At 74.2% G+C, this 14752-nt stretch carries 9 protein-coding genes; all 9 read right to left on the bottom strand.

Features of this window, described 5'->3' with window-relative positions; translation table 11 throughout:
• Window positions 1-36: 36 nt before the first annotated feature.
• Window positions 37-1245 (bottom strand): DNA polymerase III subunit delta', encoded by a 1209-nt coding sequence (locus HOY81_RS05760; protein WP_237318880.1) that lies wholly within the window; start codon window positions 1243-1245, stop codon window positions 37-39.
• Between the two features lie 128 nt (window positions 1246-1373).
• A complete protein-coding gene (locus HOY81_RS05755) occupies window positions 1374-2204 on the bottom strand; it encodes a cytochrome c oxidase assembly protein (protein ID WP_237318878.1) in 831 nt (276 codons plus the stop codon).
• Entirely contained in the window at window positions 2204-2764 is a 561-nt protein-coding gene (locus tag HOY81_RS05750) for a DUF2243 domain-containing protein (protein WP_237318876.1), read from the bottom strand. Before HOY81_RS05750 ends, HOY81_RS05755 begins: the two co-directional genes overlap by 1 nt.
• Before the next feature lie 261 nt (window positions 2765-3025).
• Complete coding sequence (tmk, locus tag HOY81_RS05745; RefSeq protein ID WP_237318872.1) at window positions 3026-6133, bottom strand: dTMP kinase; 3108 nt, start codon at window positions 6131-6133, stop codon at window positions 3026-3028.
• 353 nt (window positions 6134-6486) lie between these two features.
• Window positions 6487-9354 carry a type I DNA topoisomerase gene (gene topA / locus HOY81_RS05740; RefSeq protein ID WP_237318870.1) on the bottom strand — a complete coding sequence of 956 codons (2868 nt, stop codon included), beginning with the start codon at window positions 9352-9354 and terminating at the stop codon, window positions 6487-6489.
• A gap of 163 nt (window positions 9355-9517) precedes the next feature.
• Window positions 9518-9766: a hypothetical protein gene (locus tag HOY81_RS05735; RefSeq protein ID WP_237318867.1), complete on the bottom strand. Its 249-nt coding sequence runs from the start codon at window positions 9764-9766 to the stop codon at window positions 9518-9520.
• Window positions 9767-9818: 52 nt separating this feature from the next.
• The gene (locus HOY81_RS05730; RefSeq protein ID WP_237318865.1) at window positions 9819-11417 is read right to left on the bottom strand and encodes a methyltransferase; all 1599 of its coding nucleotides are present in this window, start codon (window positions 11415-11417) and stop codon (window positions 9819-9821) included.
• A 44-nt stretch (window positions 11418-11461) separates the two neighbouring features.
• The gene (locus tag HOY81_RS05725; RefSeq protein ID WP_237318863.1) at window positions 11462-12028 is read right to left on the bottom strand and encodes a small secreted protein; all 567 of its coding nucleotides are present in this window, start codon (window positions 12026-12028) and stop codon (window positions 11462-11464) included.
• A 212-nt stretch (window positions 12029-12240) separates the two neighbouring features.
• Complete coding sequence (locus HOY81_RS05720) at window positions 12241-14643, bottom strand: sodium-translocating pyrophosphatase (RefSeq protein WP_237318861.1); 2403 nt, start codon at window positions 14641-14643, stop codon at window positions 12241-12243.
• Window positions 14644-14752: the final 109 nt, after the last annotated feature.

Genomic DNA, 14752 nt, shown 5'->3' with positions numbered 1-14752 from the left:
CAGCGGCGGGTGTCTGGAGCGTATCGGGAGCCGAGGTCACCCGGCGCGCAACGACATCGCCATGGCCTCCACCGCGAGCAGCGGCGCGACATTGCGGTCCAGGGCCTCCCGGCAGGCGAGGATCGCCTCCATCCGGCGCAGGGTCTGCTCCGGGCGGGACTGCGCGGCGAGCTGCTCGACGGCGTCCCGCACCTCCTCGTTCGCCAGGGCGACGCCGGAGCCGAGCTGGCGGGCGAGCACGTCGCGGTAGAAGCCGGTGAGGTCGGTGAGGGCCAGGTCGAGGGAGTCGCGCTGGGTGCGGGTGGCCCGGCGCTTCTGCCGGTCCTCCAGCTCCTTCATCGCCCCCGCCGTGCCACGGGGCAGCCGCTTGCCCTCCGCGGCGCCGAGGGCGGCGCGCAGCTCCTCGGTCTCCCGGGCGTCGGTCTCCTCGGCGACCTGCTTGGCGTCCTCCGCGGCCGCGTCGATCAGCTCCTGGGCGGCGCGCAGCGCGTCGCCGATGTCCGCGACCCGCTGCGGCAGCCGCAGCACTGCGGCCCGCCGGGCGCGGGCCCGCTCGTCGGTGGCCAGCCGGCGGGCGCGGCCGATGTGCCCCTGGGTGGCGCGGGCGGCGGCGGCCGCGGGACCGGGCTCGATGCCGTCCCGGCGGACGAGCACGTCCGCGACCGCGTCCACCGGCGGCGTCCGCAGGCCGAGGGTGCGGCAGCGGGAACGGATCGTCGGCAGCACGTCCTCCGTGGAGGGGGCACAGAGCAGCCACACGGTGCGCGGGGCGGGCTCCTCGACGGCCTTCAGCAGGACGTTGCCCGCGCCCTCGGTGAGCCGGTCGGCGTCCTCCAGCACGATCACCTGCCAGCGGCCGCCGGCCGGGGAGAGCTGGGCGCGGCGGACCAGGTCCCGGGTCTCCTTGACGCCGATGGACAGCAGGTCCGTACGCACCACCTCGACGTCGGCGTGGGTGCCGACCAGCGCCGTGTGGCAGCCGTCGCAGAAGCCGCAGCCGGGGGCGCCGCCCAGCGCCCGGTCCGGGCTGACGCACTGGAGGGCGGCGGCGAAGGCGCGGGCGGCGGTGGAGCGGCCGGAGCCGGGCGGCCCGGTGAAGAGCCAGGCGTGCGTCATCGCGGAGCCGGAGAGCGCGACGGGCTCTCCGGCGGCCTCGGCGGTGACATAGGCGTCGGCGTCGCGGGCGGCGGCGGAGAGCTGCGCGGTGACGCGGTCCTGGCCGACCACGTCGTCCCATACGGTCACGGGCGCTGCCCTTCTCTGTGCGGACGGTGCGGATGCTGCGGGGTACGCGCGCCTGCGCACCGCCCATTGTCGCCGACGCCGCCGACAGCCTCCGTGGGGGCGGGGCCGGCCGCGGGCGACCGCAAAATTCACGCACGCGCCGGGCGGAAGGAGCGGCGTGCCGCGGTGGCGGTGCGGGACCGGGAGGCGGGACGCCAGGTGGCGACCAGCGCCGCGGCGAGCAGCAGCTCGGCGAGATCGCCGCCGTAGTACATGAGCTCCGCGCCACCCCGCACCTCGGCGACGGGGGCGTGGACGTCCGTCCGGAAGCCGCCGTACAGCAGTTGTGAGACGACGGCGTGCACGGCGACGGCGCACCCGAGCCAGACCAGGCGGGTGCGGACGCCGGGCCGGGCGGGTGCGGGGTCGGGTCCGGCCACCACATGGGCGAACAGGCAGCCGGCCAGCAGGAAGTGCGCGTGCAGCAACCAGTGCCCGGCGGGACGGGACGTCAGGACGTGGTGGAGCGGGGTGAAGTAGAGCACCGCCAGGCTGCCGGTGGACAGCAGCCAGGCGGTCGCCGGACGGGTCAGGAACCGGGCGGGACGGCTGTGCAGCAGCGCAGTGAGCTGCCGCCCGCGCGACACCGGCAGCGTGCGCAGCAGCAGGGTCACGGGCGCGCCGAGCACCAGGGCGAGCGGCGCGTACATGCCGATCAGCAGGTGCTGCGCCATGTGGCCGCGGAAGTCGGTGTGCGCGAAGGGCGCCAGCGGTGGCAGGAGCGCCACCGCCAGCAGGGCGATGCCCGTGGTGAAGCTCGCCGTGCGCCATGGGCTCCAGCCCCGCACGGGGTTGCGCCGCCGTGCCCGGCGGACCAGGCGGAGGTACCCGGCGGCGGCCGCGACGAGGGCGAGGGCGGGCAGCAGTGCCTCCAGGACGCCGTCTCCTGCCGCCGGGGCCGGGTGCGTGCCGTGGCCCATCAGGCGGACCGCCGCGCCTGCCGGGCGGAGGAGGCGCCGGGCTCGAACGGCTGTCCGCTGCGCTGGAGCAGCCAGCCACCGGCCAGCAACAGCGCCCCCAGGGCGAGGAAGCCGAGATCCCACCAGAGCCGGTCGTCCCCGGCGTGGACGTGATGGATGCCCAGGACGTGATGGTCCAGTACGCCCTCGACGAGGTTGAAGAGGCCCCAGCCGGCGAGGATCCAGCCCCACAGCACCCGGGAGGCCCACACCCGGCGGCGGTCGTGGGTGACCCGGGAGTAGAGGACGGCCAGGCCCAGCAGGACGGAGAGCCAGCAGACGGTGTGGAAGACACCGTCCCACACCGTGTTCATCTCCAGCCCCGGGACGGTCTCCGGGCTGTAGTACTTCACCCCGACGTTGTCCGTGTCGGTGCTGGAGAGCATGTGGTGCCACTGCAGGAGCTGGTGCAGGAGGATGCCGTCGACGAACCCGCCGAGCCCCACACCCAGCACGATCCCCGGCAGTTGCAGGCTCGCCGGGGCGTCGTCCGCGCGCGCCTCGCCCGTGGTGGTCGCCATCGGTCGCTCTCCGTCCCGTCGGTGCCTGATGCGGACTCCAGCGGGTGCGGGTTTCCCCTCCCGGCGGGCGCAGTCCCGCGCGGCGGGGCGGCATCACCCGCCAGGGCTACGGCACGCGCGACGGGAGGGGTCACCCGCCGGGGCTACGGCACGGGCGGCGCACAGGCGCCGTCACGATGGGCCGCCGAGGCCCCGCCGCGCAGGCTCCGGCCCGGGTCGGCTGCCCGCAGGGCGCATACGGCTCCCGGCCCGGCGGCACGCTCAGGCGCCGGGGCGGTCCAGGTCGCTCGGGGGGTCGTCGTCGCCGCCCTCGCGCGGGCCGAGCAGCTCGTCGGCGAGGGTCGGCATGTCGTCCAGCGGCGTCTCCTCTGCCCACTCCGGGCGCCGGCGCCGGCCGGAACGGCCGTTCTCCTCCGGGACCTGCGGCAGCTCCCGGGTGCGCTCGACCTCCCGCTCCTGCGCGTCGCGGTACGGCCCCGGCGGCACCGGGCCCGCCTGCTCCCCGCCGGTCTGCTCCCGGCCGGTCTGCTCCCGGCCCGGCCGGCCCTGGCCCGGCGGCGGTACGGACGGCAGCACCGCCGTCTCGTCCTCGGCGTCCCGCCCGCCGTACTGCGGCAGCTTGGTGGTCTCCTCCGCGTCCGGCGAGGGCCCCGTCCGCTCCCCGGGCTGCGGGAGCTGCACCGTCTGCTCCTCGGGCGGCGCTTCCTGCTCCGGCGGGGCGGCGGCCCCGGCGGGCGGCTCGGCGGCAGGCTCCGCGGGGGCGGGCGGGGCGGCCTGGGCCGCCCGCGCCTGCTCCGCCCGGAGCAGCGCCTCCTCCGCCTTGCGCTGCTTCTCCCGGCGCCGCTCCTCGGCCTCGGTCCGCAGCCGGGCCTCCTCCTCGGCGAGCCGGCGCCGCCGGTCCTCCTCCTCGCGGCGCGCCTGCTCCTCCGCCTCGCGCCGCTCGCGCTCCTCCTCGGCCCTGCGGCGTTCCTCCTCCGCGCGCAGCCGGGCCTCCTCGGCCCTGCGGGCCTCCTCCCGCTGCCGCTCCAGCTCCGCCTCGCGGCGCTTGCGCTCCTCCTCCTCGGCCCGCAGGCGTTCGAGCTGCTCCTGGCGCTCGCGCTCCTTGCGCTCCTCCTCGGCCTTGCGCGCTGCCTCCTCCTCGGCGCGGCGGCGGGCCTCCTCCTCGGCCTGGCGGCGGGCCTCCTCGCGGGCGGTGATCTCCGCCTCGGAGAGCGGAAGCACCTGGTCCAGACGGTGCCGTACGACCGTGGTGACCGCTTCCGGCTCCTGACCGGCGTCGACCACCAGGTAGCGCGCCGGGTCCGCCGCGGCGAGGGAGAGGAAACCGGAGCGCACCCGCTGGTGGAACTCCGCGGACTCGGACTCCAGCCGGTCGGGCGCCTCCGTGAAGCGCTCGCGGGCCGTCTCCGGGGAGATGTCCAGCAGCACGGTGAGGTGCGGGACCAGCCCGTCGGTGGCCCAGCGGGAGATGCGCGCGACCTCGGTGGGCGAGAGTTCACGTCCGGCGCCCTGGTAGGCGACGGAGGAGTCGATGTAGCGGTCGGAGATCACCACGGCGCCGCGGGCCAGCGCCGGACGGACGACCGTGTCGACGTGCTCGGCGCGGTCGGCGGCGTAGAGCAGCGCCTCGGCACGGCCGGAGAGGCCCGCGGAGGAGACATCGAGCAGGATCGACCGCAGCCGCTTGCCGATGGGGGTCGCGCCCGGCTCGCGGGTGACCACCACCTCGTGGCCCTTGCCGCGGATCCACTCGGCCAGCGCCTCCACCTGCGTGGACTTGCCGGCGCCGTCACCGCCCTCGACGACGAGGAAGAAGCCGGTCTCCGCCGGTCCCTCGACGGGCGCACCGCCGCCGAACGCCTCCCGCAGGTCGCGCCGGAGCGGCACCCCGTGCCGGTCGTCCGTACGGACCAGCACCAGCGCCGCGACCGGCAGCAGCAGGGCACCGACCAGCATCAGCGCGAACGCCGCACCGCCGTGGTCGAAGACGAAGTCGCCGCTGACCACCCGGTGCGGCCCGATCAGCGCGGCCAGCAGCGGGGCGGCGAGGGCGGCCAGGCCCAGGCCGAGGCGGACCACGGCGTGCAGGTGGGCGGTGAGGCGGACCCGGCGGGACTCCTCGGTCTCCTGGTCGAGGAGCGTGTGGCCGGTGTGCGCGGCGACGCCCGCGGCGAGACCGGCGAGCAGCGTCAGGCCGAGGACCGTGGCGGTGTCCGGGGTGAGACCGGCCGCGAGCAGCAGGAGGCCGGTGACGCCGACGGCCAGCGCCAGCAGCCGCCGCCGGGAGAGGCCGCGCAGCACCCGCGGCGCCGTCCGGATGCCGGCGGCGGTGCCGCCGGTGAGGCCGAGCACCAGCAGGCCGAAGGTCACCGGACCGCCGCCCAGGTCGGCCGCGCGGAGCGCGGCGAGCGCCACGGCCGCCGCCACGGCCGCGGCGGTGGCCGCGCAGGCGAGCACCAGCAGCGGGACCGCGCCGGTGCGGCCCTTGTCGGGGCCGTCGGCGCCCCGCGGGCGACGCAGGCCCTCCAGCGGGGAGCGCGGGCGGGGCGTCTCGGTGGCGGGGAGATGGACGAAGTAGAGCAGCGCCGTCGCGGCGGCGAAGAGACCGGCGGCGACGTACGCGGCGAGGGCCGCCTGGTGCGCGCCGAACCAGGAGACCCCGGTGGCCAGCAGGTTGCTGACCAGGGTGGCGACGACCAGGAGAGCGGCCGCCAGCGGGAACGCGAGGAAGCCGGTGCGCAGCCACATCCGGCGCAGCGACTCGTGGTGGTCGGGCAGGGGGCGCACGGCGGCGCCCTCCGGCGGGGGCGCGGGCAGCAACGCCGGTGCGGCGCTGTCCCGCGCCACCGTCCAGACCCGCTCGGCGACACCGGTGACGAAGACGGTGACCAGCAGCACGGCGAACGCCTCGTGCGGCGTCCAGGTGATCCACAGCGGTGCCAGCACCAGGGCCACGGCGCGCAGCGTGTCCGCGCCCATCATCGTCCAGCCCCGGTCGAGGGCCCCGCCGGGAGCGACGAGCGCCGACAGCGGGCCGAGCAGCAGGGCGCCGAAGAGGAACGTCGCCAGCAGCCGGGCGCCGAAGACGGCGGCGGTGGCGAACGCCAGCCCGCTGTACCCGCCGCCGAAGACCAGGTCGCCGCCCGGCACCGCGGGGGTGGCGGCGGCCTGCAGGGCGAGCAGCAGCAGGGCGAAGAGCGCCAGTGCGTCGCCGGCACCGGAGGTGAACTGGGCGCTCCACAGCCGCCGCAGCGGCGGGTGGCGCAGAAGCGCCCCTACGGCGCGCTCACGGGAATCGGCGGCGAGTGCGTCGTCTGCGGCCGGGCCGGCCTGGCCCGCGCCCGTTGGCTGCTGCTCTGCACGCGTCATCCTGCCAGCGTATAGGGAGCGGGTGACAGGGAGTGTCGCCGCCCGAACAATTGGGCAGCACGGGAACGCCGGTGCCCGCCTCCGCACAGGCCGGGACGGCGCGGGCCGTCCCGCGCGGGGCGGTGGAGAGGTGCGCCCGGCCCGGGGACGGCGGGGCCCGCCCCCGCAGCGCCCGCAGCGCGAGGCAGACACGCGCCTGGTCCGGGGGCGGGCGCACGAACACCGTCACATACGCACGGCCCGGTCCGCCGAGGCCGGCCCGGCGAGACCCGGGCCCCTGCCGCAGGGGCCGGAAGGCCGGGGGCCCGGAAGGCCGCGACCGCCGGCCCGCGGGGCCCGGCCCGGGCCCCGGGTCACTCCGCGGAGGCGGACCCCTTCGAGGTGGCCGTCTTCTTCGTGGCGGTCTTCTTGGCCGTCGTCTTCTTCGCCGGCGCCTTGGCAGCCGTCTTCTTGGCGGTGGTCTTCTTCGCCGCCGTCTTCTTCGCCGTGGACTTCTTGGCGGCCGCCTTCTTCGCGGGCGCCTTCTTCTTCGCCGGGCCCTTGGCCCGCTTCTCCGCCAGCAGCTCGTACGCACGCTCGGCGGTGATGCTCTCCACCTCGTCGTCCCGGCGCAGGGTCGCGTTGGTCTCGCCGTCGGTGACGTACGGGCCGAAGCGGCCGTCCTTGACCACCACGGGCTTCTCCGTGGTCGGGTCGGTCCCCAGCTCCTTCAGCGGGGGCTTCGCCGCCGCGCGCCCGCGCTGCTTGGGCTTGGAGTAGATCTCCAGCGCCTGCTCCAGCGTGATGCTGAAGATCTGCTCCTCGGTCTCCAGTGACCGCGAGTCGGTTCCCCTCTTCATGTAGGGGCCGTAGCGCCCGTTCTGCGCGGTGATCTCCTCGCCCGACTCCGGGTCGGTCCCGACCACGCGCGGCTGGGAGAGCAGCCGCAGGGCGTCCTCGAGAGTCACCGTGTCCAGCGACATGGAGGTGAAGAGCGAGGCGGTGCGCGGCTTGACGGCGTTCTTGCCGGTCTTCGGAGTGCCCTCGGGCAGCACCTCGGTGACATACGGGCCGTAGCGGCCGGTCTTGGCCACCACCGGACGGCCGGTCTCCGGGTCGGTGCCCAACTCCCGCTCGCCGCTGGGCTGGTCCAGCAGCTCCCGGGCGTACGCCGCGGTCAGCTCGTCCGGCGGCAGCTCGTCCGGCACGTCGGCGCGGCGGCCGGGCTTCTCCGGGTCCTCGGACGGCTCCTCGACATACGGCCCGTAGCGGCCGACGCGCAGCACGATCCCCTCGCCGACCGGGAAGGAGGAGACGCCCTTGGCGTCGATGGCGCCCAGGTCGGAGACCAGCTCCTTGAGCCCGCCCAGGTGGTCGCCGTCGCCGTTGCCGGAGTCCGCGGCGGAGCCCGGGACGGGCTCCGCCGTGCCGTTCTCGCCGTAGTAGAAGCGGCGCAGCCAGGGCACGGACTCGGCGTCGCCGGCCGCGATGCGGTCGAGGTCGTCCTCCATCCGGGCGGTGAAGTCGTAGTCCACCAGCCGGCCGAAGTGCTTCTCCAGCAGCCCGACCACGGCGAAGGAGAGGAACGAGGGCACCAGAGCGGTGCCCTTCTTGAAGACGTACCGGCGGTCCAGGATGGTCGAGATGATCGACGCGTAGGTGGAGGGCCGGCCGATCTCCCGCTCCTCCAGCTCCTTGACCAGCGTGGCCTCGGTGTAGCGGGCCGGCGGCTTGGTGGAGTGGCCGTCGGCGGTCAGCTCGCGGGCGCCCAGCGGATCGCCCTCGTCGACCTGGGGCAGCCGGCGCTCGCGGTCGTCGAGCTCGGCGTCCGGGTCGTCCGCGCCCTCCACGTACGCCTTGAGGAAGCCGTGGAAGGTGATGATCTTGCCGGTCGCGCTGAACTCCGCGTCCCGGCCGTCCGCGCTGCGCCCGCCGACCCGGACGGTGACGGACCGGCCGACGGCGTCCTTCATCTGGGAGGCGACCGTCCGCTTCCAGATGAGCTCGTAGAGCTTGAACTGGTCGCCGGTGAGGCCGGTCTCCGCGGGGGTGCGGAAGCGGTCGCCGGACGGGCGGATCGCCTCGTGCGCCTCCTGCGCGTTCTTCACCTTCCCGGCGTAGCTGCGCGGCTTCTCCGGCAGGTAGTCGGCGCCGTAGAGCTGCGTGACCTGGGAGCGGGCGGCGGCGATCGCGGTGTCGGAGAGCGTGGTGGAGTCCGTACGCATGTACGTGATGAAGCCGTTCTCGTACAGCTTCTGCGCCACCTGCATGGTCACCTTCGCGCCGAAGCCCAGCTTGCGGCTGGCCTCCTGCTGGAGGGTGGTGGTGCGGAACGGGGCGTACGGCGAGCGACGGTACGGCTTGGAGTCGACCGAGCGCACCGCGAACTCGGTGTCCGCCAGCGCCTCCGCCAGCGCCCGCGCGGCGGACTCGTCGAGCTGGAGGACCTGCGCCGACGCGCTCGCCGCCTTGAGCTGCCCGTCCGGGCCGAAGTCCCGGCCCTGGGCGACGCGCCGCCCGTCGACGGTGGTCAGCCGGGCGCCGAAGGTGCCCTGCTCGGCGGCGCCGGCCTCGGCCCGGGTCTCGAAGGTCGCGGTGAGGTCCCAGTACTCGGCCGGGCGGAACGCCATGCGCTCCCGCTCCCGCTCGACGACGAGCCGGGTGGCGACGGACTGGACCCGTCCCGCGGAAAGCCGGGGCATGACCTTCTTCCACAGCACCGGGGAGACTTCGTAGCCGTAGAGCCGGTCCAGGATGCGCCGGGTCTCCTGCGCGTCGACCAGCTTCTGGTCGAGATCACGGGGGTTGTTCACGGCCGACCGGATGGCGTCCTTGGTGATCTCGTGGAAGACCATGCGGCGCACCGGGACCTTGGGCTTGAGCACCTCCTTGAGGTGCCAGGCGATCGCCTCGCCCTCGCGGTCCTCATCGGTGGCGAGATAGAGCTCGTCGGATTCGGCGAGCAGCGACTTGAGCTTTTTGACCTGATCCTTCTTGTCGCTGTTCACGACGTAGAGCGGCTCGAAGTCGTGATCGACGTTCACCCCGAGACGGGCCCAGGACTCGCCCTTGTACTTCGCCGGGACCTCGGCCGCGCCGTTCGGGAGATCGCGGATGTGTCCCACGCTGGCCTCGACCACGTAGTCAGGGCCCAGATAGCCCTTGATCGTCTTGGCCTTGGCGGGCGACTCGACGATCACGAGTCGGCGCCCGCCCTGTGTGGTCTCGCTGCTCGGGGACAACGTCTGCTCTTCTCTCCGGTCGGCATAGGTATCGGTGCGGAGTGTGACGGTACCTCCCGCCGCCATGTCAAACGGGAAAAGTCCGCAACGCCACTCGAACGGTAACCCGACAACCGGTATTCCTGCCGCCCCGCGCCCGGCGGCTCCGGTGCGCCCGGCAGGCTCAGCCTGCCTGGAGCAGCCACAGCCCGGTGCCGAGCGACACCGCACCCGCCGCGAGGGCGACCGTGGCCGCCACCACAGGGTGCGCCCCCTCCGCGACGGGGCGGCGCAGCAGGACGCGCCGGGAGGACCACAGGAGCAGGGCCGCCCCGAAAGCCGCGAAGGCCGCTCCCGCGAAGAGCGCCGGCCCGTTCTCCGTGCTGACCGCGGCCGCCACCGGTCCGCCCGAGATGCCGCCCGAAGCTTCCATGCCGCGCACCCTGTCACCGGGTTCTGACGTCCGTACGAACTCGGGATGAACGCTACGCCGGTCCCGCGACGGGTTCCAGGAAGCCCTGCTCGACCAGGAGGCGGATCGACTCCGGGGTGCGGTCGCGCAGGCGCACCGGATCCTCCCCGAGGAGCTGCGCGATGGCGTCCAGAATCCGCCCGGCGGGGAGTGATCCGTCGCACACACCGGCGAATCCCGCGCCGACCGTGTCGACCTGGGTGGCGCGCCGCAGGCCGTGCCGCTGCCGCAGCACCACGTGCTCCGGGTCCTCCGCCCCGGGCATCCCCACCTGCTCCTGGACGACGCCCTCGGCCAGCCGGAAGTGGGCGCCGAGCAGCGCGGCGTCGTCCGTACGGCGCAGGAAGTCCCGCCGTTCGAAGTACCCGCGGACGGCGTCCCCGAGCGGTTGTTCGACGGGATGTGGCCACTCCTCGGTCAGCACCGAGGGGCTGCCGGAGGAGGTGGCGCGGAGCACGATCCAGCCAAAGCCCACGGCCTCGGTGCCCCGCGCCTCGAAGGCGTCCAGCCAGGCGTCGTAGCGCGCTGCGTACGCCTCCTCGGAGGCGTGGTGGTCCCCGGCGTCGCGCAGCCACAGCTCGGTGTACTGGGTGATGTCCTGCACGTCCCGCTGGATGATCCAGGCGTCACAGCCCTGCGGCACCCAGCCGGCCACCCGCTCGCGCCAGTCCTCGCCCGCGCGGTGCTCCCAGTTCGCCAGGAGCTGGCAGTAGCCGCCCTCGGCCAGGTGATCGCCCGCCTGCTGCACCAGGGTGCGGCAGAGCCCGTCGCCGCGCATGCCGCTGTCCCGGTACTCGAAGCGGGTGTCCGGCGAGATCACCAGGGGCGGGTTGGAGACGATCAGGTCGTACGGGCCGCCGCCGGCGACCGGCTCGAAGAGCGAGCCCTGGCGCAGGTCGGGCTCCGGCGCGCCGGAGAGGGCCAGGGTCAGCCGGGCGAAGCCGAGGGCGCGCGGATTGAGGTCGGTGGCGGTGACCCGGGAGGCGTGCTGCGCGGCGTGCAGCGCCTGGATGCCGGAACCGGTGCCCAGGTCGAGGGCGCGCCCCACGGGCTTCCGCACGGTCAGCCCGGCCAGCGTGGTGGAGGCGCCGCCCACCCCGAGGACGACGTCCTCGTGCCGGGCGCGGATGCCGCCGGCGCCGCCGACGGCGCAGCCGAGGTCGGAGACGATCCACCAGTCCTGCCCCTCGGGACCGGCGTACGGGCGGATGTCCACGGTGGCCCGCACGGCCCCGGCGCCTTCCGTCCGGGCGTCCGCCCGGTGCCCGGACACGGCCGGGACGTCCGGAGCGGCCTGCGGATCGTCCGGGTCGGCGGGAACCAGCCAGCCGTCGGCCAGCGCCTCCGCCACGGGCAGAGCGGCCGCGGCCTCCGCGCGCGGCACGGCCTGCCGCAGCAGGAAGAGCCGGACCAGCGCCGCCGGCGGCCCCCCGTCCCGCGTCACGCGCAGCGCGGGCACGATCTCGCTGCGGGCCAGCGCGGCGTAGGCGGTGGCGCCGAGCAGCTCCAGCAGGCCGTCCGGGGTGAACCGGGCGGCGAGCAGTGCCGTACGCAGACGGTCGACGGCTTCGGGCGCGGGCGTGGGGAGGGGGTGCGTCGTCACGCGCCCCATTGTGACGCCCGGACGGGGGACGGGGGACGGGCGGCGCGCTCGCCTCAGGCGCTGGGCGTCCCGGCCGACGAGGGCTTCTTGCAGCCCGGCTGCTCGGCCATTGCCGCGCCCAGCTCCCCGGACTGGAGCTTCTGCAGGGACTTGTCGCCGCTCTTGCCGAGCTTGCCGAGCCGTTCGGCGAGGTCCTGCAGGCCGTCCGCGAACTTCGACTGGTCGCCGGTGTCCATCTCGTCGACGGTCTTCTTCAGCTCGCCGTACTCGGTGGAGAGGCCGTTGAGTTCCTTGACCGCGTTCTTGCGCAGCGTGGCCCCGTCGTCCACGGGCGGGTCGCCGGCCGCGTCGACGGCCTTGGCGAGCGCCTTGTAGGCCTCCGAGATGTCCTGGAAGGCGGCGGAGTCGGCCTTCTGGACCTCCTTCGGGGACTGCTTCTCCTCCGAGGCCTGGTTGATCGACTCGTTGGCCTGCTGGATCTTGCGGACCTGCGGCTTCACGTCCTGGCAGACGTCCTTGGCCCAGGCCTCGGTCTCCTTGCCCTTGTCGTCGCCACAGCCGGTCAGGGCGAGTGCGAGCGCCGCACCGCCGGCCAGCGCAGCCGCGAGCTTCTTGTTCACCGGATCGGTCCCTTCGTGGGGTCTTCCGGCCCGGAACTTACACGCCAAGCAGGCATCCACGGCGAGTCGGACGGGTCTTCCGTCCCGGATTGCGCCATTTGCACCAGGAGGGCGCGGAGCCCGCGGGCCGCCGGCGAGGCCCGTACGGCACACGGGCGGGGCGCCGACGCGCCCCGCCCGCAAGGGTGTTCCAGCAGGTCGGCCGGGCCTCCTCAGGAGGCGGCGACCGCGTCCTGGCTGGTGGCCTGGCCCGTGCTGTTGTCTTCCTCACTGTTGCCGTCGCTCACCGCGATGCCGCGACGCTTGGAGAGGTAGACCGCACCCACGATGATCAGTCCGGCCAGCACCGCGACCAGGGCCCGCACCGCCGCGGACTCGTCGTCGCCGTAGCTGAACTGCACCACGGCCGGCGCGATCAGCAGCGCGACCAGGTTCATCACCTTGAGCAGCGGGTTGATCGCCGGGCCCGCGGTGTCCTTGAAGGGGTCGCCGACGGTGTCGCCGATCACCGTGGCCGCGTGGGCCTCGCTGCCCTTGCCGCCGTGGTGACCGTCCTCGACGAGCTTCTTGGCGTTGTCCCAGGCGCCGCCCGAGTTCGCCAGGAAGACCGCCATCAGGGTGCCCGCGCCGATGGCTCCCGCCAGGAAGGCCGCCAGGGCGCCGACGCCGAGAGTGAAGCCGACGACGATCGGCGCGAAGACGGCCAGCAGGCCCGGCGTGGACAGTTCCCGCAGGGCGTCCTTGGTGCAGATGTCCACCACCCGGCCGTACTCCGGCTTCTCGGTGTAATCCATGATCCCGGGCTTCTCCCGGAACTGGCGCCGCACCTCGAACACCACCGACCCCGCCGAACGGGACACCGCGTTGATCGCCAGCCCCGAGAAGAGGAAGACGACGCTGGCCCCCAGCATCAGGCCCACCAATGTGGAGGGCTGGGCGATGTCCAGCACGTCGAGCATCTCCCCGGCGCCCTCGCCGGCCTCGGCGAGCGCCTCCGACAGCTCGATCCGGTACGAGCCGAAGAGCGCCGCGGCGGCCAGTACCGCCGTGGCGATGGCGATGCCCTTGGTGATGGCCTTGGTGGTGTTGCCGACGGCGTCCAGGTCGGTGAGCACCTGGGCGCCCGCGCCCTCCACGTCGCCGGACATCTCGGCGATGCCCTGGGCGTTGTCCGAGACCGGCCCGAAGGTGTCCATGGCGACGATCACGCCGACGGTGGTCAGCAGGCCGGTACCGGCCAGCGCGACCGCGAACAGCGCCAGCATCAGCGTGCCGCCGCCCAGCAGGAACGCGCCGTACACGCCGAGGCCGATCAGCAGCGCGGTGTAGACGGCGGACTCCAGGCCGATGGAGATGCCGGACAGCACGACGGTGGCGGGGCCGGTGAGGGAGGTCCTGCCGATGTCCCGCACCGGCTTCCGGCTGGTCTCCGTGAAGTACCCGGTGAGCTGCTGGATGACCGCGGCCAGCACGATGCCGATGGCGACCGACACGATGGCGAGGACCTGCGGGTTGCCCTCCTTGTCGGCCAGGCCCAGCGGGATGTTCTCCAGATCGCCGTAGCTGGACGGCAGATAGGTGAACGCGGCCAGCGCGACGAGGACCAGCGAGATCACCGCGGAGAGGAAGAAGCCGCGGTTGATCGCCGTCATCCCGCTGCGGTCGGAGCGACGCGGTGCCACCGCGAAGACACCGATCACCGCGGTGATCACCCCGATCGCCGGGACGAGCAGCGGGAAGGCGAGCCCCGCGTCGCCGAACACCGCGGTGCCGAGGATGAGCGCGGCGACCAGGGTCACCGCGTAGGACTCGAAGAGGTCGGCGGCCATCCCGGCGCAGTCGCCCACGTTGTCGCCCACGTTGTCGGCGATGGTCGCCGCGTTCCGCGGGTCGTCCTCCGGGATGCCCTGCTCGACCTTGCCGACGAGGTCGGCGCCGACGTCCGCGGCCTTGGTGAAGATGCCGCCACCGACACGCATGAACATGGCGATCAGGGCGGCGCCCAGACCGAAGCCCTCCAGCACCTTGGGGGCGTCCGCCGCGTAGACCAGCACCACGACCGCGGCGCCGAGCAGGCCGAGGCCGACGGTGAACATGCCGACGACACCGCCCGTACGGAAGGCGATCTTCGTGGCCCGGTGCGCCACGGCGGTGAGATCCGCGGCCGGGGCGTCGTCGCCGCCCTCGGGCGTCGCCGCGCGGGCCGCGGCGGCCACCCGGACGTTGCTGCGCACCGCGAGCCACATGCCGATATACCCGGTGGCCGCCGAGAAACCCGCTCCCACCAGGAAGAACAACGACCGGCCGAGCCGCTGCGACATATCGTCGGCGGGCAGCAGCATGAGCAGGAAGAACACCACCACGGCGAAGACGCCGAGGGTGCGCAACTGCCGCGCGAGATATGCGTTCGCGCCCTCCTGGACGGCTGCCGCGATCTTCTTCATGCTCTCGGTGCCCTCGCCGGCGGCGAGCACTTGCCGCACCAGCACCACGGCGACACCGAGGGCGGCGAGGGCGATCAGCGCGATCACGAACACGAGTCCGCGGTTGCCCGTCGTCAGCACGGCGTCGGCGAGGTGGTGATGGTTCTGGAGTGGGGTGAGATGCCCCGCCATTCGTCCTCCTTGACGTTTGGCACATGGGCGCGCGCAAGCACGCTCAGGCGTCCTGCTGCAAAGATGGTGGACGGATTCTAGGGAGCGCCCCGAGATCAAAACAGGGCGC

The sequence above is a fragment of the Streptomyces sp. JJ36 genome, from assembly GCF_021696945.1.
Lineage (GTDB): Bacteria > Actinomycetota > Actinomycetes > Streptomycetales > Streptomycetaceae > Streptomyces.
Note: the sequence above shows the minus strand (reverse complement) of the source record. Positions and strands in the feature narration are given on the sequence as shown.

Excerpts from the sequence above, each read along its gene's own strand:
- HOY81_RS05755 (WP_237318878.1), bottom strand. The coding sequence starts at position 2,204 with ATGGGCCACGGCACGCACCCGGCCCCGGCGGCAGGAGACGGCGTCCTG.
- HOY81_RS05750 (WP_237318876.1), bottom strand. The coding sequence starts at position 2,764 with ATGGCGACCACCACGGGCGAGGCGCGCGCGGACGACGCCCCGGCGAGC.
- tmk (WP_237318872.1), bottom strand. The coding sequence starts at position 6,133 with ATGACGCGTGCAGAGCAGCAGCCAACGGGCGCGGGCCAGGCCGGCCCG.
- HOY81_RS05735 (WP_237318867.1), bottom strand. The coding sequence starts at position 9,766 with ATGGAAGCTTCGGGCGGCATCTCGGGCGGACCGGTGGCGGCCGCGGTC.
- HOY81_RS05730 (WP_237318865.1), bottom strand. The coding sequence starts at position 11,417 with ATGGGGCGCGTGACGACGCACCCCCTCCCCACGCCCGCGCCCGAAGCC.
- HOY81_RS05720 (WP_237318861.1), bottom strand. The coding sequence starts at position 14,643 with ATGGCGGGGCATCTCACCCCACTCCAGAACCATCACCACCTCGCCGAC.